Annotated in this window: 20 protein-coding genes and 2 tRNA genes; 12 read left to right on the plus strand and 10 right to left on the minus strand. The window is 70.1% G+C overall.

Annotated elements, in window-relative coordinates; all coding sequences use genetic code 11:
- Window positions 1–71: 71 nt before the first annotated feature.
- The 3 genes from IFY26_RS02970 to IFY26_RS02980 all read right to left on the minus strand — a co-directional run bounded on the left by IFY26_RS02970 (window position 72) and on the right by IFY26_RS02980 (window position 3,227).
- Complete coding sequence (locus tag IFY26_RS02970) at window positions 72–1,352, minus strand: hypothetical protein (RefSeq protein ID WP_232547515.1); 1,281 nt, start codon at window positions 1,350–1,352, stop codon at window positions 72–74.
- Window positions 1,353–1,816: 464 nt separating this feature from the next.
- Entirely contained in the window at window positions 1,817–2,143 is a 327-nt protein-coding gene (locus IFY26_RS02975) for a helix-turn-helix domain-containing protein (RefSeq protein WP_232547516.1), read from the minus strand.
- A 4-nt stretch (window positions 2,144–2,147) separates the two neighbouring features.
- Window positions 2,148–3,227 (minus strand): tyrosine-type recombinase/integrase, encoded by a 1,080-nt coding sequence (locus IFY26_RS02980; RefSeq protein ID WP_232547517.1) that lies wholly within the window; start codon window positions 3,225–3,227, stop codon window positions 2,148–2,150.
- A gap of 194 nt (window positions 3,228–3,421) precedes the next feature.
- Here IFY26_RS02980 and IFY26_RS02985 point away from each other — a divergent pair, with 194 nt between their 5' ends.
- From IFY26_RS02985 to IFY26_RS03005, 5 genes are all read left to right on the plus strand, one after another.
- The gene (locus IFY26_RS02985) at window positions 3,422–3,943 is read left to right on the plus strand and encodes a hypothetical protein (protein ID WP_232547518.1); all 522 of its coding nucleotides are present in this window, start codon (window positions 3,422–3,424) and stop codon (window positions 3,941–3,943) included.
- The gene (locus tag IFY26_RS02990; RefSeq protein WP_232547519.1) at window positions 3,940–5,715 is read left to right on the plus strand and encodes a TraM recognition domain-containing protein; all 1,776 of its coding nucleotides are present in this window, start codon (window positions 3,940–3,942) and stop codon (window positions 5,713–5,715) included. Before IFY26_RS02985 ends, IFY26_RS02990 begins: the two co-directional genes overlap by 4 nt.
- 76 nt (window positions 5,716–5,791) lie before the next feature.
- Window positions 5,792–6,253: a single-stranded DNA-binding protein gene (locus IFY26_RS02995; RefSeq protein WP_232547520.1), complete on the plus strand. Its 462-nt coding sequence runs from the start codon at window positions 5,792–5,794 to the stop codon at window positions 6,251–6,253.
- 8 nt (window positions 6,254–6,261) lie between these two features.
- Window positions 6,262–6,843 carry a DUF4913 domain-containing protein gene (locus tag IFY26_RS03000; RefSeq protein WP_232547521.1) on the plus strand — a complete coding sequence of 194 codons (582 nt, stop codon included), beginning with the start codon at window positions 6,262–6,264 and terminating at the stop codon, window positions 6,841–6,843.
- Window positions 6,844–7,224: 381 nt separating this feature from the next.
- Window positions 7,225–8,907 carry a recombinase family protein gene (locus IFY26_RS03005; RefSeq protein ID WP_232547522.1) on the plus strand — a complete coding sequence of 561 codons (1,683 nt, stop codon included), beginning with the start codon at window positions 7,225–7,227 and terminating at the stop codon, window positions 8,905–8,907.
- On the opposite strand, the gene IFY26_RS03010 is transcribed toward IFY26_RS03005, so the two are convergent.
- Both IFY26_RS03010 and orn read right to left on the minus strand, forming a co-directional pair.
- Window positions 8,903–8,975: transfer RNA gene (locus IFY26_RS03010), tRNA-His, on the minus strand. The genes IFY26_RS03005 and IFY26_RS03010 overlap by 5 nt on opposite strands.
- Before the next feature lie 120 nt (window positions 8,976–9,095).
- Window positions 9,096–9,746, minus strand: coding sequence for an oligoribonuclease (gene orn / locus IFY26_RS03015; protein ID WP_332836139.1), 651 nt, complete (start codon window positions 9,744–9,746; stop codon window positions 9,096–9,098).
- A gap of 73 nt (window positions 9,747–9,819) precedes the next feature.
- Here orn and ppk2 point away from each other — a divergent pair, with 73 nt between their 5' ends.
- Window positions 9,820–10,755, plus strand: a complete 936-nt coding sequence (gene ppk2 / locus IFY26_RS03020) for a polyphosphate kinase 2 (RefSeq protein WP_232547523.1) — start codon at window positions 9,820–9,822, stop codon at window positions 10,753–10,755.
- Here the strand turns inward: ppk2 and IFY26_RS03025 are convergent.
- Entirely contained in the window at window positions 10,726–11,940 is a 1,215-nt protein-coding gene (locus tag IFY26_RS03025) for an MFS transporter (protein WP_232547524.1), read from the minus strand. The genes ppk2 and IFY26_RS03025 overlap by 30 nt on opposite strands.
- Window positions 11,941–12,007: 67 nt before the next feature.
- Between IFY26_RS03025 and IFY26_RS03030 the strand changes: the two genes are divergently transcribed.
- From IFY26_RS03030 to IFY26_RS03045, 4 genes are all read left to right on the plus strand, one after another.
- Window positions 12,008–12,083, plus strand: a tRNA-Arg gene (locus IFY26_RS03030).
- Window positions 12,084–12,119: 36 nt separating this feature from the next.
- Window positions 12,120–13,520, plus strand: coding sequence for a PrsW family intramembrane metalloprotease (locus IFY26_RS03035; protein WP_232547525.1), 1,401 nt, complete (start codon window positions 12,120–12,122; stop codon window positions 13,518–13,520).
- Between the two features lie 6 nt (window positions 13,521–13,526).
- Entirely contained in the window at window positions 13,527–15,368 is a 1,842-nt protein-coding gene (locus IFY26_RS03040; protein ID WP_332836140.1) for a GTPase domain-containing protein, read from the plus strand.
- A complete protein-coding gene (locus tag IFY26_RS03045; protein ID WP_232547526.1) occupies window positions 15,361–16,962 on the plus strand; it encodes a GTPase in 1,602 nt (533 codons plus the stop codon). The genes IFY26_RS03040 and IFY26_RS03045 overlap by 8 nt, the downstream gene beginning before the upstream one ends.
- On the opposite strand, the gene IFY26_RS03050 is transcribed toward IFY26_RS03045, so the two are convergent.
- The gene (locus tag IFY26_RS03050; protein ID WP_232547527.1) at window positions 16,956–18,542 is read right to left on the minus strand and encodes an SLC13 family permease; all 1,587 of its coding nucleotides are present in this window, start codon (window positions 18,540–18,542) and stop codon (window positions 16,956–16,958) included. The genes IFY26_RS03045 and IFY26_RS03050 overlap by 7 nt on opposite strands.
- A gap of 173 nt (window positions 18,543–18,715) precedes the next feature.
- Here IFY26_RS03050 and IFY26_RS03055 point away from each other — a divergent pair, with 173 nt between their 5' ends.
- Window positions 18,716–19,285 (plus strand): single-stranded DNA-binding protein, encoded by a 570-nt coding sequence (locus IFY26_RS03055; protein WP_232547528.1) that lies wholly within the window; start codon window positions 18,716–18,718, stop codon window positions 19,283–19,285.
- An 86-nt stretch (window positions 19,286–19,371) separates the two neighbouring features.
- On the opposite strand, the gene ettA is transcribed toward IFY26_RS03055, so the two are convergent.
- The 3 genes from ettA to IFY26_RS03070 form a co-directional block, all read right to left on the minus strand.
- Window positions 19,372–21,054 carry an energy-dependent translational throttle protein EttA gene (gene ettA, locus IFY26_RS03060; RefSeq protein ID WP_232547529.1) on the minus strand — a complete coding sequence of 561 codons (1,683 nt, stop codon included), beginning with the start codon at window positions 21,052–21,054 and terminating at the stop codon, window positions 19,372–19,374.
- Between the two features lie 88 nt (window positions 21,055–21,142).
- A complete protein-coding gene (locus IFY26_RS03065; RefSeq protein WP_416046546.1) occupies window positions 21,143–23,980 on the minus strand; it encodes an FAD-binding and (Fe-S)-binding domain-containing protein in 2,838 nt (945 codons plus the stop codon).
- 44 nt (window positions 23,981–24,024) lie between these two features.
- On the minus strand, window positions 24,025–24,498 hold the full coding sequence (locus IFY26_RS03070) for a MarR family winged helix-turn-helix transcriptional regulator (protein WP_232547530.1): 474 nt from the start codon (window positions 24,496–24,498) through the stop codon (window positions 24,025–24,027).
- Between the two features lie 98 nt (window positions 24,499–24,596).
- On the opposite strand from IFY26_RS03070, the gene IFY26_RS03075 reads away from it, so the two are divergent.
- A complete protein-coding gene (locus IFY26_RS03075; RefSeq protein ID WP_232547531.1) occupies window positions 24,597–26,414 on the plus strand; it encodes an AMP-dependent synthetase/ligase in 1,818 nt (605 codons plus the stop codon).
- Window positions 26,415–26,420: the final 6 nt, after the last annotated feature.

The raw sequence follows: 26,420 nt of genomic DNA on the forward strand, positions 1-26,420 counted from the left end.
ATCAAAGCAGTCGGCAAGTCGATGGGCTGCACCTGGGCCGGTGTTTGCCGAAGGTTCACCTTCAGCGGCGGCTACACGCTGTCGACCTTGGTGTTGGCCGGGTCTGTGACGGTGCGGGCGTAGTGGAGGGCGGTGTCGATGGTGATGCCGAATAGGTCGCAGACCCGACGGACGTCTCCGCCGGTCTGCTCAACCTCATAGAGGATGCGGTCGGTACGGAGCGCCTGGGCGGAGATTCCGGCCTTCTTCCAGGGGAAGTTGCGGCCGGGCGGGGTGAGCCTGGGTCCGGTCTGCTGGGTGACCAGCAGATACGGATTCTGCGTCTCGGGCCATCTTCGGGTGCGGTGGTCGAGCCACGCCGTCAGGCGCACGAGCACGGGTTTCGCGAGCGGGATGATGCGGCCGTCGGGCATGGTGAGGCGCCCGTCGGCGACGTCGGTCAGGAGCAGATGCTGGACTTGCCGGGTCGTGAGCGCATGGAACGCGACGAGGGAGACGGCGAACGCGACTGCCGGGTCGGGACTCGTGAGGGCGTCGCGGATCGCGTTCGGGTGCATCGGGAGCGGTGCGTTGCGCTTCGCCGGTCGCAGCGGGATTCGCTTCGTGGGGTCGTGGAAGATCTGCTTCTGCCCGTGCAGGATGCTGAACAGGGTGCGTAGGCCGAGCAGCATGAGGTGCCGTGGCGATGGCTCGTCGGGCAGCACGGCGAGAATGTCATCGGTGCTGATCTCGGCGAAGCTCGTGTGCCCGTTCTCGACCCAAGTCGTCACGGCCGGGAGGATGCCGTACATCTGGGCCTTGACTGTTGATGCTTCGCGGGGTTGCCTGCGCGGTGGCGTCGGTGACCCGTTCACCATGGTGGTGCGCCAGAGTTCGAGTTGGGTGCGCATCGGGTCGGGGATATCCACCGTCTTGCGCGCGAAGAGCCGGTCGAAGGTGGGTACGCGGTCATCGATGAGGAGGCCGGCGTCTTCGAGGATTTCGATCGTGGAGCGGACGTTGTGGTCGTTGTAGCTGCGTAGCGCGAGGATGTCGGACGCTCGGAACTGGAGGTTGGCTTCGGGGAACACGAGTTGCAGGACCTTGAGGGTGCGCCGAACCTGATTCGTTTGCCGTTTGCTCCAGGCGTACTCGCTGGCGCGGGCGGTGAGGAAGTGCTCGGTTCGGGAGGTGATGTCGCGGCGGGCAAGCTCGTTCGCTCGCTGCCGCAGCAGCTCGGGGTCAGGGTCGACGTGGAAGAGGACCTGCTGGGTGCTCTCGGGCGGTGGCGGCGCGTTGATGAGGAGTAGCGCCTCCGCCACGCCCATCGCTGGCCGCGTGCGGAGCGCGGCAGGCCGGCGAGGGTCGTTCATCGATGCGAAGAACAACTGCTGTCCCCACTTCTGTGCAGCGCCGAGATCGAGTGGTTCGCCGGGCTGTTGGTGGTAGCGGGCGGTCTCCAGGCAGAGCCGGCAGTAGTCCTGCTCGCCGATCGTGACCGTGCGGTGACAGGATGAGCATTCACCTTGGGGGTAGTGCTGGAACCACCATCGGCACTTCCAGCAACGCCAGTTGTGCTGCCGATAGACGCCGTAGGCGAGGCAGTCTCGGCAGGAGCCGACGAAACCCGGGCTGCCGGGATGGCAGTGCGCGCAGAGCCCCTGGCTGTAGTAGCTCGCTGACCCGCACTTCCGGCAGGGCGGTGGCGTGAATGGGCCGCCAGGGAGGCAGTCGTAGCAGTAGTCGACTCGGGGCGTGAGCCACGCGGCCGGATTGACCCCGCACGCGGTGCAGGCCAAGGGCGGGCTGAGCGGCCCGCCCCGGCCGCGGGCGGGACTCATACCGGTGGCGCTGGCCGGTCGTTCGGCCCGAAACGAGGCTTCACCACGCCCGGTGCGTCGTTCACCGCGCCCTTATCGGTGGGCTGCTGTTTCCGCGCAGCGACTTTGTCAGGTTCGGGCACGAGGAGGTCGGTGGGTTGGCAGCCGAGAACGTGGCAGAAGACATCGAGATCGTCCAACCGGATCGTGGTCGGGGTACCGGTCCAGAGGGCCGACATCTTCCCCAGACTGATCTCGAGTCCCGCGTCCGCGAGCATCCGTCGCAGCTCGGCGGACTTCCAGATCCCGCGTTCAGCGGCCTGCACTCGGAGGTTCCATTTCATCGCGTCAGCCCATCTCCTCAAATCGGTCTTCAAGTCTCCGGTTCGCGTTCATCCATGACTCCTCGACGTGCCCATCCGAGACGTGGATATATTGCGTTGTGGTCGAGAGCCACTGGTGCCCGAGAAGTTCCTGCAACGCCTTCAGATCCATGCCCGCGAGATACAGCGACGACGCGCAGTAGTGACGGAGCACGTGCGGGGTCATCCGGCCGTCCCAAGCTGGAAGGAAACGGATTGTTGCCTGCCGAAGGCCGCGGCGCAGGACATCGTCGCTCGCGCGGCAGCACCGCGCGAGTTCGGAATCGAACCGCTCGGACGGAATCATCGGGGCATCCGGGTTCTCCCAGTCATCGCCGAATCGATGCCGCACGTCACCCAGCCACCAATCGATCAGGCGATCAGTCCCGTTGATCGCTGGCACGAGGCGCTGCTTGGAACCGCGCCCCCGCGATCCTTTCCCGAAGCGGACGTGCAACTTTCCCAGCGAACCGAGGTCCGGGCGCCAGTCACGCAAGTCGAGCATCGTGCTCTCGGTGATGCGGATCCCGACACGGCGCCACAGTGACGCGGCGAAGTAGTTCCGGGCCGCCGGCAAGTAGCGACGCTCGCTCTCCAACGAGGCACCCCAGGAGGTGAACAGCTTTTCGACTTCTACGTCAGATGGCGGAACCCGGATCTTACCCAGCGACGACCCTGACTGCCGGTTGAACTCGTCGACGGGCTGTTCGATCACGAAGTCTGTCAGCGCATTGATGTCGGCCTGGAAGCGGGCGATCGTGAAGTCGTAGAACTGCGCGATTGCACCAGCCCGATTCGCCCGCGTCGAGGCGGCGAGTCCCGCCCGGCGCAGACCCGCGAGGTAGGCATCCGCATCGGCTGGCTTCGCCTGCCAGAGCGGTAACCCGAAGTGGTGGCGGAACTCGAACACCGCCGAACGGCACTGCGAGATGTATCCATCGCTGAGCCCGGCAGCGGCCATCGCGAGCGCGAACTGGTCGATGATTTCTTGCTCGAAATCCGCGGCGTCGGCCTCGGTCTGCCACCCGCGGGCAGTCCCGATGCTCCGAACCGCGGCGAGCTTCATCGTCTCGCGTCTTCAGTAATCGCGATCATGCTTCGAGAATACGCTGAAACCTTCGGGATTCGTGAACTTTCGTCACGAATCTCGATCTGGGTTGTCGTTGAGACTTCCACGGGCCCAGCGGGCCAGAAGGGCCGAGAACCGGCTCAGCTAGATGCGGGTCTAGAGACACGATTCGGTGGGCGCACCTGCCGGGCATGAAGCGAAGCGAACCCGACCAGCCGCCCGTCAACATTCCGACCGTCGTTCTCACAGTGCACGAGGACGGCATTCTGACTGCCACCCTCGACGGCGCACCCTTGACGCCGCCTCAGTGGGCGCCGCCGTGGCGGCGCGAGTCGTTCCCGCAGATCATCGACCAGGCCAGCAACGACCGCACCCGCCCCATCCGCGTCGAGGTCCGCGAAGCAGACGGCTCGGTGTTCACCGACCTCATCACCGCACGACCCCGCCGCGCCCTCCCCGAACCGGAACCCGTCGCCGAGGCGAAGCCCACGCCGGGCCTGCCGGTGTTCCATCAGATCGAGGGCGACGGGTTCGTGCCCGGTGAGGATGTCGCGGTTGCGATCATCACCGGCCACACCGACGCCGCGCACACCGGCACCGCCCGAGCCCTCATCGACCCCACCAACCCGATCCCAGACCATGCGACGGGGCAGATCGAGGTGCTGCTGCTCGGGCGCATCTCCGGTGCCACGGTGGTTCGGCGGCTGCCATGACCGAGGGGCGGCAGACCGGATCGTTCGGGGACGAGCTGACCAACGCCGCCATGATCGGCCTGGTCGCCCTCTTCGGGGTCGCACTCGTCCTCCGCGCCGCCGGCACCATCACCGCCTGGCTCACCGGCACCCCTCAGCCCGAAGGCGGGCTCGCGGCCGGGGTCGGGGTGCTGTTCCATCCCGGCGACCCTGGCGCCGCGCTCGATGCGGACGGCCTGAACCCGGTCGTCTACTGGGTCGTCACCGGGGCCATGCTCGCGCTCCTCGTCGCACTCGTGGTGTTCGTGTGGGTGCGGGTTCGCCGCTTCACGCATCGGGCCGAGCAAGACCCGCGGCGGATGGCCGGGATCGCGACCCGCCACGAAGTCTCCGCCGCGGCGTCGGAGAAGGCGCTGCTGCGCCGCGCCGGGAACCTGCGCCCCGGCCTGACCGATCCGAAGCCGCACGATGTTGGCTACCGACTCGGTGCCTCGAAAGGGGTGGGTGTGTGGGCGTCGGTGGAGGACTCGATCATGGTCATCGGGCCGCCCCGCTCCGGCAAGGGCCTGCACCTGGTGATCCCGGCGATCCTCGACGCTCCCGGTGCCGTCGTCGTTACCAGCACCCGGCCTGACAACCTGACCGCGACCATGCGCGCCCGCCGCCGGATCGGCCCAGTGGCGATCTTCGACCCCCAGCACTTGGCCGAGGGCCTGCCCGCCGGGCTGCGCTGGTCACCCATCCGGGGGTGTGAGTCGCCGCAGACCGCGATGATCCGCGCTACCGGCCTCGCCGCCGGCACCGGCCTGTCCGCAGGCGGGGTCGATTCCGGTGGGTTCTGGGAAGGCAAGACCCGCGCCGCATTGCAGGCGCTGTTGCACGCGGCGGCGATCGACAACCGGCCACCCGCCGAACTGTTCAGATGGACCCTCGACCCCACGGCCGCCGCGGATGCGGTGGCGATCCTGACCGGCTCCACCCGCGCCGCGACCGGGTGGGCTGAATCGTTGGAGGCGATGATCGACTCCGACCCCCGCACCCGCGACTCGATCTGGCAAGGCGTCTCCCTCGCGCTCGGCTCACTCGCCGACCCGCGAGTCCTCGACGCCGTATCACCAGCAGAGGGAGAGGGCTTCGACCCCGAGGCGTTCATCCGCGACCGCGGCACCCTGTTCTTGCTCGCGACCGGCTCGGGTGCCGGGGCATCCGCTGCTTTGGTGGCGGCGTTGGTGGAAGACCTGATCGAGACTGCCCGCCGTCTCGCCGCCCGCTCACCGGGCGCGCGGCTCGATCCGCCGATGCTGCTGGCGCTGGACGAGATAGCCAACCTTTCACCCCTCCCGTCGCTGCCGACGCTGATGGCCGAAGGCGGCGGGTCGGGGATCACGACCATGCCCGTGTTGCAGTCGCTTGCGCAGGCGCGGGACAAGTGGAACGAGCACCAGGCCAACGCGATCTGGGACGCCAGCATCGTGAAAGTCATCCTCGGCGGCGCGTCCAACTCCCGCGACCTGCAAGACCTCTCCGCGCTGGTCGGGGAACGCGACGAATACACCGACTCGGTGACGTTGGGCGATCACGGCACCCGATCCAACCAAAGGTCCGTGCGCCGCGTCCCGATCTTCCCACCCGACCGCATCCGACGCCTGCCCTTCGGCACCGGCGTCGTGCTGCTGCGCTCCGCACCACCCATCGTCACCGACCTGCACCCCTGGCCCAGCCGCTCCGACGCAGGACAACTCGCCAGCGACCGCAAAGAGATCGAAGCACTCCTGCGCCGCACCGAGAACTGACCCCGGAGACGGTCGCGCACCTTCCCGCCACAGCGGCCCAGCAAGACGGGCTGCGTGAGCAGACAAGGACGCGATCATGACTATTCACACGCAGGAATCCGTTTCCGGGTTCGTCGCTTCAAGCCCGCAACTGACGCAGACCGAGAAGGGCGACGCCAGGCTCTACTTCCGCTTCGGGCAAGAGCACTTCCGCAAGGAGGACGACGGCTCCTTCACCCAGTTGGAGACCACCTTCCACCACCTCGTGCTGTTCGGGCGATCCGCCAACCACGCACACGACCGCTTCCGCAAGGGAGACAACTTCATCGCCGAGGGCTACACCCGCTCGGTCAACTACGAGCGCGACGGCCAGGCCGTCGAAAGCGAAGAGTTCACCGCCAGGAAGATCGGCCACGACACAGCCCGCACCCGCTACGAGGTCGACCGCTCGCCCCGTCGCAACGGCGCCGATCAGGCGGCGCCGGCGCGTGATGCCTCGGCGTTCACCAATCCCGAACCGAGCCGTCAGGCAACCGCCGCGCCGGCAATGGGGATGTGAGGGTCGCGATGAGTCCCATCGACACCCCCACGCCGGGGCCGGAGGCGCCGGACGACTTCGATGACCGTCCGGCATCCGAACCGAGCAACGACCCACCGGGGCCGCCGAAGCCGATCAACTGGAACCTGCTGTGGGCCGGCGATCTGGAAGCTGAGCTGCTGGAACTGAACCGCTGGGTCGATTGGTTGCGCCACACCTACGGCCTTCCGGCCAGCGTGATCCCGCCGATGTGGCACCGCCACCCCGAACTTCTCTGGGAACTGTCCGCGCTGCACCTGCATTGGCTGTGCGCCTACGACCCCGAGCAGAACGGCTCCGCGCCGCTTGGCTGGCACCGCGACTTCGCCGACGCCCGCCAGCGCCTCCGCGACTGGGTAGCCACCAGCGGCACCCGCCTGGACCGCGACCGCCCCACCCGCCAGACCACCTGGCCCGGCGAAGCACCGGCCGAGCCAGTCGAAGAGGTACCGATCACCGACCGCGACGAAGACTTCGTGCGCTACGTCCTTGATGAAGTCGCCACTCGGCAGGCCGCCGAAGACGCCTTCTTCGCCGGCGTCGATCCTGTGACTGGCGAGGTGAAGGACTGATGCCACGCAAGTACGTCAGGAAGACCAACCGACGGTCGAGAGAGGAACGGAACCTGTCGGTACGCGCAGTGCACCGAGACACCCCCGACCTCGATAAGCTGACCGAGCTGCTGATCCGGTTCGCGCTCCAAGACGCCGGTGAACAGCGAGCCACACGAGCGCGGGAGCGCCGGGCTATGGCCCGTGTCAGCGACCCGTCGTAGAATGAAGGTGTCCGCCGTAGAGGTGGATGTTGTGGTCCTAAACCCCGCTGCTTCGGCGGGCACGCGAACTTGGCCGACCTGGGCCTCGTCATACAGCCTGCGGGCTCTTCTCACAATCAACATTCGCAGTTGACAACTCTGCGGTGGGCGTCTGGACCACCACTCGCGGAGAAGAGCCATGACGACCCTTACCCTCGACCGCGCCGCAGTCGATAGTCTCCTGACCCCATCGGTGCCCACAGGTGGTGCCGTGGCCGTGTCCTACCTGCGCGTCTCCACCAAGGAGCAGGCAGAGAAGGGCGGCACAGACGAGGGATACTCCATCCCTGCCCAGCGCGAAGCGAACCGCCGGAAGGCCGAACAGCTCGGCGCGACCGTGATCGAAGAGTTCGTGGACGCGGGCGAGTCGGCACGCAAGGCTGACCGGCCTGAGCTGATGCGGATGATCCAGTACGTGACCGAGCACCAGGTCAACTACTGCATCGTCCACAAGGTTGACCGGCTCGCGCGTAACCGCGCCGACGACGTGACGATCCACCTTGCGCTACGCGATGCCGGGGTGATGTTGGTGTCCGCGAGCGAGAACATCGACGAGACTCCTTCGGGGATGCTGTTGCACGGCATCATGTCCTCGATTGCCGAGTTCTACTCCCGTAACCTCGCCACCGAGACCATCAAGGGCCTGTCGCAGAAGGCAGCGCAGGGCGGCACGATCAACCGGGCACCGATGGGCTATCTCAACGTCGGAGTCCGTGATGAGCGTGGCCGTGAGGTCCGCACTGTGCAGGTCGATCCCGAGCGGGCGGAACTGGTGACGTGGGCGTTCCAGGTGTTCGCTTCGGGCCAGTGGACGACCACGCAACTTCACCGCGAACTCGTGCGGCGTGGCCTGAACACGCCGCCGTCGCCCAACCGGCCGTCCAAGCCCATCGGACTGTCGAGCGTGCATCGGATTCTGACGAACCCGTACTACAAGGGCGACATTCGCTACAAGGGAGCGACGTACAAGGGCACGCACGAAGCGATCGTGCCGCGCGAGGTCTGGTACCAGGTGCAGTCCGTGCTCGACTCCCACAAGTCCGCCGCGGACGCAACGCAGATTCACGACCACTACTTGAAGGGCACGGTCTACTGCGGCCAGTGCGGCAGTCGGCTCATCATCTGCAACTCCCGAAACCGTCACGGCAAGGTCTACCCGTACTTCGTGTGCTCGGGCCGGCATGGTGGCGCGGGCGACTGCACCCGTCAGGCGGTGCTCATCGAGGATGTGGAGCGGCTGATCGAGTCGTACTACGACCGTATTCAGATCAGCGGCCAGACCCGGCAGAACGTGGCGGGCATGATGCATGCTCAGTTCGACCAGCTCATGGCTGCCGACACCCAGGAGTTGGCCGGGCTCGCCGCCGGCCGCGACCGCCTCGACAACGAGCGGGTCAAGCTGCTGCAAGCCCACTACGCCGACGCGGTGCCGCTGGACCTGCTCAAGCAGGAGCAAGCTCGGATCGGCGCGGAGCTGGACACGATCAACAACCGGATCGCGGCCCACCATGATGAGTACGCCGCCGCGCGGGCGAACCTGGAAGATTCGATCGGTCTGCTGGCGAATGTCGCCGGCATCTATCGCCGCTGCGACGACGCGAACCGCCGGCTCTGCAACCAGGCGTTCTTCACCGCGATCTACCTCGATGACGACGGCGAACCGCGCGTCACCTACCAGCAGCCCTACGACGCACTGTGCGATCCCGAGGTTCAGGCGAACGCCCTGAACTGGGCTGCCGAGACACAGAAGAGTGACGAGGTTCAGACCCGAGCCGGAGCGGTTCCTCCGGTCGAGGGTTTGAACCTCGCCACATCAGGGTGAGTAACGGGACTTGAACCCGCGACCCCCTGGACCACAACCAGGTGCTCTACCAGCTGAGCTATACCCACCAGAGCTGCACTGCAGCGACGCACAGCATAACGCGAGGCCGTGGTGGGACGCCAAATCACGGGTGGCCCCGGCGGGCCCCGGGGCGAATCAGTCCGGGGACGCCGAGGACCGGCGGACGCTCAGGCCCCGGTGTGCGGCCCATCCTGGGCGGCGTCCTCACGCCCGGCGCCGGTGAGCGCGCCCTGGTGCCTGGCCGCGACGACGCGGAGGTCGGACGCCGCCGGCCCCGGCGGGGCGACGAAGACCGCCTCGCGGTAGTACCGGAGCTCCTCGATCGACTCCATGATGTCGGCGAGCGCCCGGTGGTTGCCCGACTTGGCGGGGGAGTTGTAGAAGGCGCGCGGGTACCAGCGCCGGGAGAGTTCCTTGACCGTGCTGACGTCCACGTTCCGGTAGTGGACGTGCCCCTCGAGGGTGGGCATGTCCCGGGCAAGGAACATCCGGTCGGTACCGATCGTGTTGCCCGCCAGCGGGGCCTTGCGGGCGACCGGCACGAACTCCTGCACGTAGGCCAGCACCTGCGCCTCGGCGTCCGCCAGCGTTGAGCCGCCGGCGAGGGCGTCCAGCAACCCGGAGCGGGTGTGCATGTCGCGCACGTAGTCGCCCATCGCGGCCAGCGCGGCGTCCGGGGGGCGGATGATCACGTCGACCCCGTCGCCGAGCACGTTCAGGTTCGCGTCGGTCACGAGCGCGGCCACCTCGACCAGCGCGTCGGCCTCCAGGTCGAGGCCGGTCATCTCGCAGTCAATCCACACCAGGGCGTCAGTCACGGCGCCCACTCTAGGCGGGCGGGGCGGATAGTCTGGAGGACGTACGCCCCACGACCAGCCGGTAGGAGCAGCCATGGATTCCACGTCGTTGTCAGGTCTCCTCGACGACGCGCCCGCCCAGCGCGAAAACCTGCGGCAGTTCATCGACAAGCTGGTGAACCAGGGGTACACCGTGGGCGAGCCCGAAGGGCCCGACCCCGAGCTCATCGACCCGGGCGGCCGAGCCGTCGAGACGTGGCGGCAGGACTACCCGTACGACACGCTCTTGAGCCGCGACGCGTACGAATCGGAGAAGTACCTCCTGCAGGTGGAGCTGTTGAAGCTGCAGTACTGGTGCCAGGACAACGGGCATCGCCACATCATCGTGTTCGAGGGCCGCGACGCCGCCGGCAAGGGGGGCACGATCAAGCGGTTCACCGAACACCTCAACCCCCGCGCGGCGCGCGTCGTCGCGCTCAACAAGCCGACCACCACCGAGCTGGGGCAGTGGTACTTCCAGCGCTACATCGGCCACTTTCCGACCTCGGGTGAGATCGTGATGTTCGACCGCTCCTGGTACAACCGAGCGGGCGTGGAGCGCGTCATGGGGTTCTGCTCCGATGAGCAGTACGAGATCTTCATGAAGCAGGCGCCCGAGTTCGAGCGCATGATCATCGAGTCGGGCATCCACCTCACCAAGTTCTGGTTCTCCGTCACGCAGCGTGAGCAGCGGACGCGCTTCGCCATCCGCCAGATCGACCCGGTGCGCCGCTGGAAGCTCTCGCCGATGGATCTGGAGTCCCTCGACAAGTGGGAGGACTACACGAACGCCAAGCAGGAGATGTTCGAGCGCACCGACACCGACCACGCGCCTTGGATCACGATTCGCTCCAACGACAAGAAGCGGGCGCGGCTCAACGCCATGCGGGCGTTCCTCAACCAGTTCGACTACGAGGGGCGCGACAACTCGGTGGTCTACGACCCCGACCCGCTCATCGTGTCACGGGCGCGCGACGCGGTCGGCGACTGAGCGAAGCCGCTCGGGGCTGGCCCAGTGCCACAGCCAGGCGGCACCGACCAGCCCGACCGCACCCACCGCGACGGACGCCCATGCCAGGGTGGCCGCGGCCGTGATGGCCGAGATCAGCACCGGCCCCAGCGCGCTGCCCAGGCCGGTCGTCAGGCGCCAGCCGGCGAGGAACTGCGGACGCCCGCGCGCGGGTGAGGCGTCCGACCCCAGCGTCATGACGACGCCCGCGCTGATGCCGTTGCCCAGCCCGAGCGCGACGCTGGTGGCGCCGATGGCCAGGGCGGACGCCGTGAGCGGCAGCATGCCGAAGCAGGCGCCCATGACGAGCATCGCGGGGACGGCGACGGCGCGGCGTCCGAGCCGGTCCATCAGCGAGCCGCCCACGTAGAACAGCAGCAGGTCGATGCCGGCGCCGAGCCCGTAGATCAGGCTGGTGGCGGCGGCGTCCAACCCCTGGGCGTTGCACCACAGGGGGATGAGCACGTCGCGCGACGAGCGGACGAGCATGAGCGCAGCGGCGCCCAACCCGAGCGTGGCGAAGGTGCGGGCGTGGTCGCGGAGGATCGGCGCGAGGGCCACGCCGCGCGAGGGCGTCGCGGCGCCGTCGGTGTGCAGATCCGGCACCACCGCCGTCAGGGCCGCCGCGACCAGGCTCATGGCACCGGCGAACAGGAACGCCGGCGCCAACCCCAGGCCGGCGACGATGCCGGCACCGACCAGCGGGCCGACGAATGAACCCACCCGGAACATCCCGCCCACTGTGGAGAGGGCCCGCGCCCGCAGCGCGAAGGGCACGTACTCGGTGACGTAGGCCTGGCGGGCGATGATGAGTAGCGCTGAGACCAGCCCGGCGCCAAGGGTCAACGCGCCCAGCATCCGCACGTCCGGGGCGGCGTACGCCGAGCCGAAGAGCAGGCCGTCGAGCACCAGCCCGCCCACGAGCGCGCGCTTCTCCCCGAAACGTCCCGCGACGACCCCGGCGGGCAGGGCCCCGAGCAGACCCCCGATGCCGAGCAGCGCCACCACGAACGCCGCCTCGGCCGGCGTCGCTCCGAGCTCGAGGGCCCGCAGCGAGAGCAGGGGAGTGACCGCCCCGAGCCCGATGCCCGACAGCGCCATGGGCAGGTACACCGAGACGGTCAGCGTCCGCCACTGCCGGGTGGAGAGACGATCGGGGGAGGTCACCGGGCCATTGTGCCCCCGGTGACGGCGGGCCCGACCGGCCAGGCGCCCCGGTAGGATCGCCGTGCGGGCCCCCGTAGCTCAGGGGACAGAGCAGCGGCCTTCTAATCCGACGGTCGGAGGTTCGAATCCTCCCGGGGGCGCCACGCACACTGTCGGAGCGGGCGGCTACCCTTGCGCACATGGCGAGCGAGGTGATCGAGGCGGTCGGACGACGACGCAACGGCCTCCCGCCCGCGCCCGACGGCGTCGATCGCCCGTGGCCGACCCGCGTGCTGCGTTCACCGTGGACCTGGGTGCTGCTCGCAGCCACCCTGCTGTTTGCCGGGTGCCTGTGGTGGATGTACGCCACGGCGACCGCGACCACCGAGGTCGAGGGCGGCACGATGCAGGGCATCAACCTCTCCGCGATCCGGCGGTCGGCCCGGCTGGCGCTGCCCACGCTGGCGGTGTGGGTCGTCCTCTTCGTGTGGCTGGATCGCTTCCGGCCCGCCCGGTGGGCACTGTGGTACCTGGCCCTGGGCTGGGGTGCCTGCGTGTCCACTGCGGCGTCCATGGTGATCAACACGTGGGCCGCGGAGCACATGGCGGTGCAGGGCAACGGCGACCCGGCGTCGGCGGCGCGCTCGGCGGTCTTCAGCGCCCCCTTCGCCGAGGAGGCGACGAAGGCGACCGTCCTGTTCGGCATCGCGATCCTGCTGCGGTACCGCGTGGTGAGCAAGCTGCAGGCCGTGGCGCTCGCCGGGCTGTCGGCGGCCGGCTTCGCCTACACCGAGAACATCCTCTACTTCAGCCGCGTCATCGTGTACGCCTCGCAGACCATCGAGGCCGGCGACCCCGAGCAGGCCCTCTCCCAGATGGTGTTCCTGCGCGGCGTCATGACCGCGTTCGGGCACCCCCTGTTCACCTCCTTCACCGCGCTCGGCCTCGTGATCGGGCTCCGGGCGCGCAGCAAGGTGGTGCGTATCCTCGCGCCGGTGGTCGGCTTCCTGCTCGCGGCGTTCGGGCACATGGTCTTCAACTTTCTCGCCAGCACCGGCATGGACCCCACGTACATGGCCGTCATCGGGTGGCTCGTGACGCTCGGCATCGTCGTCCACGTCGTCCGTGGGCTCTTCGCCGAGGGGCGCCGCCACCGCGACCGGTTGGGCGACTACGTGGCGCTCGGGTGGCTGCCCGCGTCCGACGTCCGCGCCTTCTCCCGGCAGCGGACGCGGTGGGCCTCGGTGTTGATCGCGCTCACCCACGGTTGGCGGGTCTTCCTCGCCACCGTCCGGCTGCAGCGCACGCTGAGCGAGCTGACCTACCTGCGCGACGCCCAGGTGCGCGGCCTCGTCGACGAGGGCGGACGCCCCCGCGAGCGCGAGCTCATCGACCGGGCCCACGAGCTGCGGGCGCTTGCGATCACCGACCCGCGCGTCCAGAAGGTGCAGCTGCCCCAGCTCCCCGAGGCGCTGCGCCGGCTCGGCCGCCGTTGGCGCGGCGCGTCACCCGACGAGGTGCCTGCGACCAGCGGGTTGGCCCCGGTAGGCTCACCGCAGTATTCCCCCGTCGACCCGCGGTGGGGGCCACCGAAAGGCTGACCGCGCATGAGCATCGCCGCCCTCACCGAGGCGCTCACCCACCTGCGCGGAGCCCTGGCCGACGTTCGGCTTCCGCTGGGCCTGCCGGGCGCGTCGGACGCCGCCGGCTCGGCCCGTTCGATGGTCACCCAGCTGGACGACTACGTCCTGCCCCGGCTCGCGACCCTGGACGCCCCGCTGCTGTGCGTGATCGGCGGCTCGACCGGCGCGGGCAAGTCGACCCTGGTGAACTCGCTCGTGGGCCGCGTCGTGTCGCGCCCGGGCGTCATCCGGCCCACCACCCGCTCACCCGTCCTGGTGCACCACCCCGACGATCTTGACTCCTTCCGCTCCGAGCGCATCCTGCCCGGGCTGGGACGCTCCTTCGAGCAGGTCAACGACACTTCGACCCTGCAGCTCGTCGCCGAGCCGACCCTGCCGCGCGGCCTGGCCCTGCTGGACGCGCCCGACATCGATTCGGTGGTGCACGAGAACCGGGCGCTGGCCGCGCAGCTGCTGTCCGCGGCGGACCTGTGGTTGTTCGTCACCTCGGCCGCGCGCTACGCCGACGCCGTCCCGTGGGAGTACCTGCGCTCGGCCGCCGATCGGGCCGCCGCCGTCGCCGTGGTGCTCGACCGGGTTCCCCCCGCGGCGATGTCCGACGTGCCGCCCCACCTGGGGCGGTTGATGACCGAACGAGGGCTGGCGTCGTCGCCGCTGTTCGCGGTGCCGGAGACGTCCGTGGACGAGAACGGCCTGTTGCCCGACGCGGCCGTCTCCCCGATCCGCGGCTGGCTGGCGGCGCTGGCGGCCGACCAGGCGTCGCGGCAGGCCGTGGTGCTCCAGACGCTCGACGGCGCGATCAGTTCGCTCACCGTGCGCGCGCCGCAGATCGCCGACGCCGTGGACGACCAGATGGTGGCACTGCGGCAGCTGCGCAACGACGCCGACACGTCCTTCACCGAGGCCGAGCGCACCATCGGCGTCCAGACCGCCGACGGCACCCTGCTCCGGGGCGAGGTGTTGGCGCGCTGGCAGGACTTCATCGGCACCGGCGAGTTCATGCGTGCCATCGAGCAGAAGATCGGCTGGTTCCGCGACAAGGTGGTGGCCGCCGTCAAGGGGGAGCCGAAGCAGGCCGGCGAGGTGAAGCTCGCGGTCGAATCGGGGTTGGAGGCGCTCGTCCTCGAGGAGGGGGCCGCCGCCGCCGAACGCGCCGAGGCGGCCTGGAACGCCCACCCGGCCGGTCGCGAGGTGCTCGCCCAGACCCGGCACGACCTCGCGCGGCCCTCGGCGGAGTTCCCCGGGGCGGTGTCGCGCGCCATCCGTGACTGGCAGGGCGACGTGCTCGAGCTCGTCTCCGACGTGGGCCAGTCCAAGCGGTCCACCGCCCGCTATCTCGCGCTGGGCGTGAACGGCATCGGCGTCGCGCTGATGGTGGTGGTGTTCAGCCAGACCGCGGGCCTCACCGGGGCCGAGGTGGGCATCGCCGGCGGCACCGCTCTGTTGGCCCAGCGCCTGCTGGAGGCGGTGTTCGGCGAGGACGCCGTCCGCCAGCTGACCAAGCGGGCCAAGTTGCAGCTGGACGCCCGCATCGCCGGTGTCCTCAAGGCCGAGTTGCTGCGCTACCACGCTGCCCTCGCCGAGACCGGGGCGGACGCCACCCAGGGCGACGCGCTCCGCGAGGCGGTCGACGGGCTGGTCGCCACCCGCGGGCCGGCGGGGACGACCATCACGGCGTCACCCCGTCGCTCGGTCGAGCACGCCGGGGCATCGGCGCTGGAGGCACCGACCTACGAGGGGGCCGTCATCGAGGCGCCCGTGGTCGAGAACACCGAGGGGTACCGCGTGGAGGTGGACCGTGGCTGAACGCCCCACGCTCGCCGGTCGGCTGACCGCGCTGGGTGAGGCGGCCGAGCTGAGCCGCGGGCGGGCGTCGGCCGACGTGGTGGACGCCGCCCTGGCCGTGACCCAGCGGGCCGGGGAGCGGCTCGCGATCGCGGGGGACCACACCGTGGTGGCGCTGGCCGGAGCGACCGGCTCGGGCAAGTCCAGCACGTTCAACGCCCTCTCGGGCACCCAGCTCGCCATGACCGGCGTCCGCCGCCCGACGACGTCGGAGGCGATGGCGGTGTCGTGGGGCACCGAGCAGCCGGTCGAGCTGTTGGACTGGCTGGGCGTCACCCGGCGCCACCTCGTCGCCACGGGGGAGGGGCCCTGGCGCAACGTCGTGTTGCTCGACCTGCCCGACCACGACTCCACCGAGATGGCCCACCGCCTCACCGTGGACCGGCTCGTCGAGCTGGTCGACATGCTCGTGTGGGTCGTCGACCCACAGAAGTACGCTGACGGGGCCCTGCACGACGGCTATCTGAAGCCGCTGGCCGACCACGCCGACGTGATGGTCGTCGTGCTCAACCAGGCCGACCGGCTGACGCCGGAGCAGTTGCGGCACGCGCTGGCCGACCTGCGGCGCCTTCTTGATTCGGAAGGGTTGCAAGCCACCCAGGTGCTGGCCGTCTCCGCGCTGACGGGGGCGGGAATGGCCGATCTGCGCGCCCTGCTCGAGCAGACGGCGGCCGCGAAGGCCATGACCGCGAAGCGGTTCGCCGCCGACGTCAGCAGGCACGCCGGGCTGCTGGAGGCCGAGCTGGGCTCGGGCCGCCTGCCCACCGTCGAGACCCGTGACGTCGACCGCCTCAACGACTCCATGGCCGAGGCGGCCGGGGTGCCGCAGGTGGTCGACGGTGTGGCCCGCGCGTGGCGCCACCGCGGCACCATGGCAACCGGCTGGCCCATGGTGACCTGGCTGCAGCGCTTCCGCCCGGACCCGCTGCGGCGTCTCCGCGTGGGGCTGGGGCCCCGCGAACTCAGCCCGACCGATGTGAGCCGCACCTCGCTGCCGAAGGCGAACGCCGTGCAGCGGGCGCGGCTGGACGCCTCGCTGCGCGGCCTGATCGAGACGACGACCGAGGGCGTGCCGCGCGGGTGGGCCGATCGGATCCGTGGGGCCGCGCGCGGCAACGAGCGCGTGCTGGCCGACCGGTTGGACGCCGCCGTGGCGCGCACCGACCTGCGCATGGACTCCGGCCGCGGCTGGTGGGTGCTCGTGACCATCCTCCAGTGGGTGCTGTTCGCGGCGCTCGTCGTGGGCGGGGTGTGGTTGCTGCTGCCCTGGCTGTTCCTGTGGTTCCAGGTGCCGCTCGTGCTGCCGGAGGTGACGTGGCAGGGCTGGCCGGTGCCAACGCTGTTGTTCGGCGGCGGCATCGTCGGCGGCATCGTGCTGGCGCTGTTGAGCCGCGTCTTCGTCGAGGTGGGGGCCCGCGTGAAGGCACGGACCGCCCGCCGCCTGCTCACCGACGCCATCGGTGAGGTGACGGCGACGGAGGTGGTGGCGCCCGTCCGCGCCGAGTTGGAGCGGTTGGCGTCCGCCCGCGCGGCGGTGCGCCGCGCGCGTCAGTAGACGATGCCGAACACCCACACCGCCAGCGTCATCACCGTGGCGGTGATGAGAAAGATGCCGGCGATGTTGAGCCACAGGCCGCCCTTGATCATCTGCCCGATGGTCACGTAGCCCGAGCCGAACGCGATGGCGTTCGGCGGGGTGGCGACCGGCAGCATGAACGCGCAGGTGGCAGCGAGCGCGACCGGGATGCACAGCAGCATGGGGTCCACGTTGATGCCAAGGGCCACGCCGCCGGCCACCGGCAGGAACGTGGCGGCCGTGGCCGTGTTGGACGTCAGCTCGGTCAGGAACAGGATGCCCGCGGTGAGGATCGCGACGATCAGCACCACCGGCAGGCCGCCGACACCCCGGGTGACCTCGCCGATCCAGTCGGTGAGACCCGAGGAGCCGAACTCGCTCGACAGCGCGAGCCCGCCGCCGAACAGCAGCAGGACGCCCCAGGGCAGCTTCTCCGCGGTGCGCCAGTTGAGCAGGCGGACGCCGCGGTGCGCCCCGGCCGGCAGGGTGAACAGCAGCAGGCCGGCGAGCATCGCGATGCCCGCGTCCCCGATCGGACGGTCGGCCGCCGTCGGCCAGATGAGCGGCACCGCCACCCAGGCGACCGCCGCGAGCACGAAGATGACGCCGACGCGCAGCTCGCCCTGCGACATGGGGCCGAGCTTGCGGATCTCCGCGGCCATGAGCTCCCGGCCGCCCGGGATCTCCGCGATCTCCGGCCGGAAGAGCACCTTGGTGAGCAGGAACCAACAGAAGAGCAGGAAGATCACCGCCAGCGGCGTCCCGACGAGCATCCATTGGCCGAAACCGATGTCGATGCCGTGGTTGGCGCGCAGGTAGCCGGCCAGCAGGGTGTTGGGCGGCGTGCCGATGAGCGTCGCCAGCGAGCCGATGGACGCCGCATAGGCGATGCCGAGCATCAGGGCGGTGCCGAAGTCGGATTCGATGACGGCGGCCTTGACCTCGTCGGACTCGGCGTGGGCGTCCCCGGTGCCGAGGTTGGCCACCAGCATGAGCACCGACACCCCGATCGGGATCATCATGACCGCCGTGGCCGTGTTGGACACCCACATGGACAGGAATCCGGTGGCGAGCATGAAGCCCAGCACCACCATCGAGGTGTTGGTGCCCATGGCGCGCACGGTGACGAGGGCGATGCGGCGGTGGAGGTTCCACCGCTGCATGGCCAGGGCGATCAGGAAGCCACCCATGAACAGGAAGATGATGTTGTTGCCGTAGCTCGCGCCGACGGTGTCGATGGCGGTCTCGCCCAGGGTCGGGAAGACCACGAGGGGCACGAGCGCCGTGGCCGGAATGGGGATGGCCTCGGTCATCCACCACGCGCCCATGAGGACGGCCGTCGCCGCCGTCAGCCGGGCGGTGTGGGGCACGTCGCCGGGCATCGCGAGATAGACGGCGAGGGCACCCAGCAGGCCTGCCGCGAAGCCGAGCCACCGGATGCGGATGGTCTGGGGGCTGAACGCCTCCTGGCGTTCGCCGGGTGACTGCTGGTCGATCTCATCGCCCAGGTGGGGGTCGAGGCTCTTGAGGTGGCCGCCGGGCAGGGGTCCTGTGCTCATCGGTCAAACCCTTCGTCGCGTGTGGTCGGGACTGTAGCGCCTGGGGATGACGACGGTGCGCAGGGTCACGTTGTCCACAGTTTTCGTGTCGGACGACGGATTCGGTGGTGTGCGGCCGAATGTGACGGGTGGAGGCGCCGTTGGGGCTGCCCCAGGAGAAGGGGAGGAACATCATGGAGGCTCAGGTCACCGTGGCCGGCAACGTCGGAACCACGCTCGAGTGGCGGGAGGTCGGCCCCAGCGGCGGACGCGCCGTGTTCAGCCTGGCCCACACCCCGCGCGTGCGGCGCGACGGGGAGTGGTCCGACGGGGAGACCACCTGGTACCGGGTGACCTGCTGGCGGCGCCTGGCCGAGCACGTCCGGGAGAGCGTGCGCTCGGGCCAGCCCGTCGTCGTGGGCGGCCGGCTGACGACGCAGCGCTGGCAGACGCGCGACGGGGCGCCGCGGCAGGACTTCGAGATCGAGGCGCAGTGGGTGGCGCACGACCTGCGACTCGGCACCACGCAGTTCACCAAGATGCAGCCGCGGCCGGTGGCCGACGAGCCGCAGTTCGAGAGCGACTATGAGGCCGAGCAGCGCGCCGACGAGCAGTCCGCCGTCCGGCAGGCGGCTCTGGACGCCCCCGGGGAGCCCCCCGCGGCGCGGGACGCCGACGGCGGCCAGGCCGTGGACGCCGACGGGGTCATCCTTGACGCGGACGACGCTCCGGACGCCGGTGACCGCGCGGCGCGGGCTGCCTGAGCGGGCGTCCCGGGGACGTGGCGAGGGCCACCTCCTGGGTGGGAGGTGGCCCTCACGGCTCAGGTGAGTTGGGGTGTCCGGCCCGCTCAGCCGCGGGTGAGCCGGCGGTGCTTGCTGGCGTGCGGACGGGCCGCCTCGGCGCCGAGCCGCTCGACCTTGTTGGCCTCGTAGTCGGCGAAGTTGCCCTCGAACCAGAACCAGGACGCCTCGTCCTCGTCCGCACCCTCCCACGCGAGGATGTGGGTGGCCACCCGGTCGAGGAACCACCGGTCGTGGGAGATGACCACGGCGCAGCCCGGGAACTCGAGGAGGGCATCCTCGAGGCTCTGGAGAGTCTCGACGTCGAGGTCGTTGGTCGGCTCGTCGAGCAGCAATACGTTGCCGCCCTGCTTGAGGGTGAGCGCGAGGTTCAGGCGGTTCCGTTCACCACCGGAGAGCACGCCGGCCAGCTTCTGCTGGTCGGGGCCCTTGAAGCCGAACGAGGCCACGTAGGCGCGCGACGGCATCTCGAAGTTGGCGACCTTGATGTGGTCGAGCCCGTCGGAGACGACCTCCCAGACGTTCTTCTTGGGGTCGATGCCGCCACGGCCCTGGTCCACGTAGCTGAAGCTGACCGTCTGGCCGACCTTCAGCTCGCCGGAGTCCGGCTGCTCCTCGCCGACGATCATCTTGAACAGCGTCGTCTTGCCGACGCCGTTGGGGCCGATGACTCCGACGATGCCGGCGCGCGGCAGCGTGAAGCTCAGGTCGTCGATCAACACCCGGTCGCCGAAGCCCTTCGTGAGATCGGTGGCGTGCAGTACGTCCGCGCCCAGGCGGGGGCCGGGCGGGATGTTGATCTCGGCGAGGTCGACGCTGCGGTTGCGCTCGGCCTCGGCCGCCAACTCCTCATAGCGGGCCAGACGCGCCCGGTTCTTGGCCTGGCGCGCCTTGGGGTTGGCGCGCACCCACTCCAGCTCACGCTCCAGGATCTTGGCGCGCTTGGCGTCCTTCTTGCCCTCGATCGACAGGCGCTGGCGCTTGGTGTCGAGGTAGGTGGAGTAGTTGCCCTCGTACGGGTGCAGCCGGCCGCGGTCGATCTCGCAGATCCACTGGGCCACGTTGTCGAGGAAGTAGCGGTCGTGCGTCACGGCGAGCACGGCGCCGGGGTAGGACTTGAGGTGGCCCTCCAGCCACGCGACGGACTCGGCGTCCAGGTGGTTGGTGGGCTCGTCGAGCAGCAGCAGGTCGGGCTGCTCGAGCAGGAGCTTCGCCAGCGCGACGCGGCGGCGCTCACCCCCCGAGAGATGCGTGACGGGGGAGTCGCCGGGCGGGCACTGGAGGGCGTCCATCGCCTGGGAGAGCTGGGAGTCGAGGTCCCACGCGTTGCGGTGGTCGAGCTCGGTCTGCAGCTCGCCCATCTCCGCCATGAGGGCGTCGAAGTCGGCATCCGGCTCGGCCATCTCCATGCCGATCGCGTTGAAGCGGTCGAGCTTGGCCTTCGTCTCGGCGACGGCCTCCTCGATGTTCTCGAGCACCGTCTTGTCCTCGGTCAGCGGCGGCTCCTGCTGGAGCATGCCGACGGTGGCGCCCTTCTTCAGGTTGGCCTCGCCGTTGTTGGCCTTCTCCAGGCCGGCCATGACCTTGAGCAGGGTCGACTTGCCGGCGCCGTTGGGGCCGACGACGCCGATCTTGGCGCCCTCGTAGAACGACAGCGTCACGTTGTCGAGGATGAGCTTCTCACCAGCCGTCTTGCGGACGTTGTGCATGGTGAACACGAATTCGGGCATGGACCATCCTGTCGGGTGCGGGCGGGATCGGCGTCCAGTATACGGCGTGACCGGCCGGGCGCCGGCCGGGTCGTCACCGTGGGCGGGCTCAGACGCGCTCCACCGCCGGATGGGCCACCAACAGCTCGGCCAGGGTGAGCGCGGTGCGCCCCTCGAGATCCGCCAACTGCGTGCGGCAGCTGAACCCGTCGGCGAGGATGATGGCGTCCGGCCCGGCCGCGGCGAGGGCCGGCCCGAGCTGGGTGTTGAACACCGCGCGGCTGAAGTCATAGTGGCCCGCCACCATGCCGTGGTTGCCGGCCAGCCCGCAGCAGCCCTTGACGCGGACGATCTCCGCACCGGTCCGCTCCAGCAGGGCAGCCTCGGCCGCCCAGCCCATGACCGAGGCCTCGTGGCAGTGCGGCTGAGCGACGATCGTGTGGCCGCTCAGGTCGGGCAGCGGGTGGTCCTCGACGCTCGCCAACAGCTCGGCGAGCGTGTGGGTCGCGGCCGCCACCTCGGCGACCCGGGGGTCGTCCACCAGCTCGACGGCGTCGGAGCGCCACACGGCCAGGCAGCTCGGTTCGGTTCCGACGATCGGGACGCCCCGGGCCACGAACGGGTGGAGCACGTCGGTCGCCCGGCGCAGCTCCCGGGCGGCGGCGTCCAGCTGTCCGGTGGTGATCCAGGTCAGCCCACAGCACGCCGTGCGCTCCAGCAGGCGCGGCGCCCACCCGGCCGAGACCAGCACGGCGGCGGTGGCGGCGACGGTGTCGCTCGCAAACGCATCGTTGAACGAGTCGACCCACAAGACGACCTCGCCCCGCGTCCCCACCGGTGCGTCCCCGACGGCTCGGCGCACCGTCTCGCGATTGGAGTGCGCCGCGAAGCGCGGCATGCCCCGGCGCTGGTCGACCCCTGCCACCGCCTTCACCACGGACGCCAACCCCGGCGTCTGCATCGCCAGATTCGCCAGCCGCGGCAGCAGCGGAACAGACGTGGCCAGCCGCCCCCACAGCGGCAGCCACCCCATGGAGTAGTGATCCCGGGGCCGCAGTCGGCCGCGGTAGGCCTCGTGCAGCACGGTCGACTTGTACGCCGCCATGTCGGTGCCCGTCGGGCAGTCGCGGGCGCACCCCTTGCAGGAGAGACAGAGGTCGAGCGCCTCGTGCACCTCGGCGGCGCGCCACCCGCCCGTGACGAGCGATCCGTTCACCATCTCCTGCAGGATGCGGGCGCGCCCGCGGGTGGAGTCCTTCTCGTCCCGCGTCGCCTGCCAGCTCGGGCACATGACGCCGGTGGGCGTGCTCGCGACGCACTTGCCGACGCCGGTGCACCGGTGCACGTCGTCGACGAAACCCCGGTGGGTGGTGAACAGGGGCGTGCGCCGCACGGCGGGGGCCCGCAGGTCGGCGTCCAGCGGAGCCGGATCGACGAGGACGCCCGGGTTGAGCAGGTTGTCGGGGTCGAAGATCCGTTTCACGGCCGCGAACAGTGCCAGCGCCTCGGGGGAGTACATGCGCGGCAACAGCTCCGAGCGGGCACGGCCATCGCCGTGTTCGCCCGACATCGACCCGCCGTACGAGGCCGCGAGATCGGCGGCCTCCTCCACGAACGCCCGGTAGGCGGCCGGGCCGTCGTCGGTCTGGGTCAGGGGGAAGTCGATGCGGCAGTGCACGCAACCGTCCCCGAAATGGCCGTAGGGGAGCCCCTGCAACCCGTGACGCGCGAGCAACGCGTCGAAGTCGCGCAGGTAGGCCCCGAGCCGCGCCGGCGGCACGGCCGCGTCCTCCCACCCGGCGTGTGCGGGGCGGTCGAGGGACACCCCGGCGAGTCCGGCACCGTCGGCGCGGATCTTCCACAGCGCCGCCGCCACCACGAGGTCGTCCACCACCTCGCCGTCGAGGCAACCGGACGCCGCGAGCAGCCCGGCGGCGCGTTCGGCCACCTCGGCCGGGTCGTCGCCCACGAGTTCCACGAAGATCCACCCGTCCCCGTCGGGCAGCCGGGGGACGGCGTCCACGCCGAGAGTTCGCGAGACGACGTCGACGATGCGGCGGTCCATGCCCTCCACCGCGGTGGGTCGGAACGGCAGGATCGCCGGCATGGCGTCGGCCGCGTCCGGCATCGTGGGGTAGCCGAGCGCGAGCATCGTGGTGAAGGGAGCATCGGCCACCAGCCGCACGGTGGCGCGCGTGATGACGGCCAGCGTTCCCTCGCTGCCGGCCAGGAACTTGGCGACGTCGAAACCATTCTCCGGCAGCAGCCACTCCAACCCGTAGCCCGAGACCTGCCGGTAGAACGTGCCGAACTGCGTCCGGATCACGCCCAGGTTGGCCATCACCAGCGCATGCAGCGCCTGCAGCGTCGGCGAGTCGGAGTCCCGCAGGTCGGCCCGCGAGTCCAGCGTCAGCCGCTCCCCGGTGCCGGTCACCACGTCGAGGGCCACGACGTTGTCGCTCGACCGGCCGTACCCCAGCGCCCGAGGGCCGCAGGCGTTGTTGCCGATCATGCCGCCGATCGTGCAACGGCTGAACGTGGACGGATCGGGGCCGAACCGCAGGCCGTGCACCCGCGCGGCACGCGAGAGCACGTCCTGCACCACGCCCGGGTCGACGACGGCGGTGCGGGCCACCGGGTCGATGGCGTGGATGGTGCGCAGATGACGCGCCACGTCGACCACCACGCCGGGGCCGACGGCGTTGCCGGCGCACGAGGTGCCCGCACCGCGCGTCGTCAGCGGCACCCGGGCCGCGCGCGCGGCGTCCACCACGTTCTCGAGCTCGACGCGGTCGCGAGGCCGTGCCACGCCGCGGGGCACGACGCGGTACAGCGACGCGTCGGTGGAATACAGGGCGCGGGTGAGCGTGGACGCGTCGGCCGGCGCCGCCCCGCGCCGCGCGAGGCGGTCAGCGAAGTCGTCCCAGGTCGCATCGGGGGTCGTCACACCCAGTGAGTCTGTCACGTCGGCCCGGCTCGTGGGTGCCTTGCTCAGGAGCCGGCCCCCGCCGGAGGGGTCGCCATCACGGCCCCCATGACGCGCCCCAGCGCGGCGAAGTCGGCCGGGTCCGCCACATCGACGAGCACGGCGCGCACCGCGGCCACGTGGTGCGGCGCCGCCCGTTCGAGCAGCGCGTAGCCGGCGTCGGTGAGAGAGGCCATGACGCCGCGGCGGTCGTCCGGGGCGGGGGCGCGCGTGACATGGCCGTTGCGTTCCAGCCGCGTCACCGTGTGGGTGAGCCGCGACCGGGACTGGCGGGTGGCCTCCGCGAGATCGGACATCCGCATGGAGCGGTCGTCGGACTCCGACAACCGCACGAGGATCTCGTACTCCGCCAGGTCGAGCCCGTGGGAGCGCAGGTCGGCGTCGAGGGCGTCCTGGATGCGGGCGACGCCGTCGAGGTAGACGCGCCAGACGGCCTGCTGTTCCGCGCTGAGCCAACGGGGTTGCGGGGCGGCCGACATGCCCAGCATTCTAGCCACCCTTTGAGCGTTCAATCGTCGGTCTGCCCCTACACTGGCCCGAAAGTGTGGCCCGGGGGCGCATGGAGGAGAGGGATTCGATGACGAACATCCAGCAACTGCTCGATGAGCGTCCGCCGACGGTGGGCGCGATGTTTCTCGAGCGGGTGGCGGCCACGCCCCGCAGCGAGGCGTTCCGGCACCCCGACGGGGCCGGGGGCTGGGTTTCGCTGACCTGGGAGCAGACCCGCGACGCCGTGTGGGAGATCGGGGCGGGGCTCCTCGCCCTGGGCCTGCAGGTGGAGGACCGGGTGGCCATCGCGTCCAACACCCGCATCGAGTGGGTGCTGATGGATCTGGCGGTCAACTGCGCCGGCGGGGCGACCACCACCGTGTACCCGAACATCCATGGTGAGGACTTCACCCACATCATCACCCATTCGGAGTCGCGGATCTTCGTCGGCGAGAACGCCGACCAGCTGGCCAAGCTGCGCTCCGCCGTCGGGCTCGACCAGTTCGCCGGGGTCGTGCTGTTCGATGCCGCCGAGGACGGTGACGCCCTGTCGCTGGACGACCTGCGCGCCCGCGGCCGCGAGCACCTCACCGAGCACCCCTCCGCGATGGACGATGCCGTCGCCGCCACCTCCGCCGACGGCCTCGCCACCCTCATCTACACCTCGGGCACGACGGGCCTGCCGAAGGGCGTCGAGCTGACCCACAGCAACTGGACCTACGAGGGCGTCGGCATCGAGGCCCTCGACATCATCCGCGCCGACATGGTGCAGTACTTCTGGCTGCCGCTGTCCCACGTGTTCGGCAAGGCCGTGCTCATGATCCAGCTCCGCATCGGCTTCGCGACCGCCGTCGACGGACGCCTCGACCAGATCGTGCCCGGGCTGGGCGCCACCCACCCCGACATCATGTGCGGCGCCCCGCGCATCTTCGAGAAGGTCCGCAACGCCGTCAAGGCCAACTCCGCCCACGGCGTCAAGAAGCGCATCGCCGCCTGGGCGTTCGGTGTGGGGCACAAGACGGTGCCCTACCGGCTGCAGGGGCGTCCGCTGCCGAAGGCGCTGGCGGTGCAGCGGGCCGTGGCGCACCGCCTCGTGTTCAGCAAGCTGCACGACCGGATGGGCGGCAATCTCGACTTCTTCATCTCCGGCTCGGCCAAGCTCAGCTCCCAGGTGCAGCAGTGGTTCTACGCCGCCGGCATCGTGATCGCGGAGGGGTACGGCTCCACCGAGACGTCGGCGGTCGCGTCGGTCGATCTGCCCACCGACCCGCACTTCGGCACCGTCGGACGCGCGCTGCCCGGCAGCGAGTTCCGCATCGCCGACGACGGCGAGGTGCTCGTCCGGGGCCCCGGCGTGATGCGCGGCTACCACAAGGATCCGGAGCGGACCGCCGAGGTGCTGGTGGACGGGTGGTTCCACACCGGCGACATCGGCGAGCTGGACGAGGGCGGCCAGCTGCGGATCACCGACCGCAAGAAGGAGTTGATGAAGACCTCCGGCGGCAAGTACGTGGCGCCGCAGAAGGTGGAGGGGGCGCTGCTGGCCAACATCCCCTACGCCTCACAGGTGGTGGCGGTGGGGGACGGCCGCAAATACGTCTCGGCGCTCATCGCGCTGGACCCGGCGGCCGCCGAGAACTGGGCCTCGCGCCATGGGCACACCGACCTCGACTACGCGGCCATCACGCAGCACCCCGAGATGCGTGCGTCGCTCGAGCGGGACCTCGAGAAGGCCAACGCCAAGCTGGAGCGCTGGGAGACCGTCAAGCGCTTCGCGGTGCTCGATCACGAGATCACCGTGGAGGAGGGCGGGCTCACCGCCAACATGAAGCTGCGCCGCAAGAACATCGCCGACACCTATGCCGGGCTGGTCGACTCGCTCTACGACGCCGAGGACGACGACTGAACGCGT

Origin of the sequence: Propioniciclava soli, assembly GCF_014858005.1 — a bacterium.
Taxonomy (GTDB): Bacteria; Actinomycetota; Actinomycetes; order Propionibacteriales; family Propionibacteriaceae; genus Propioniciclava; species Propioniciclava soli.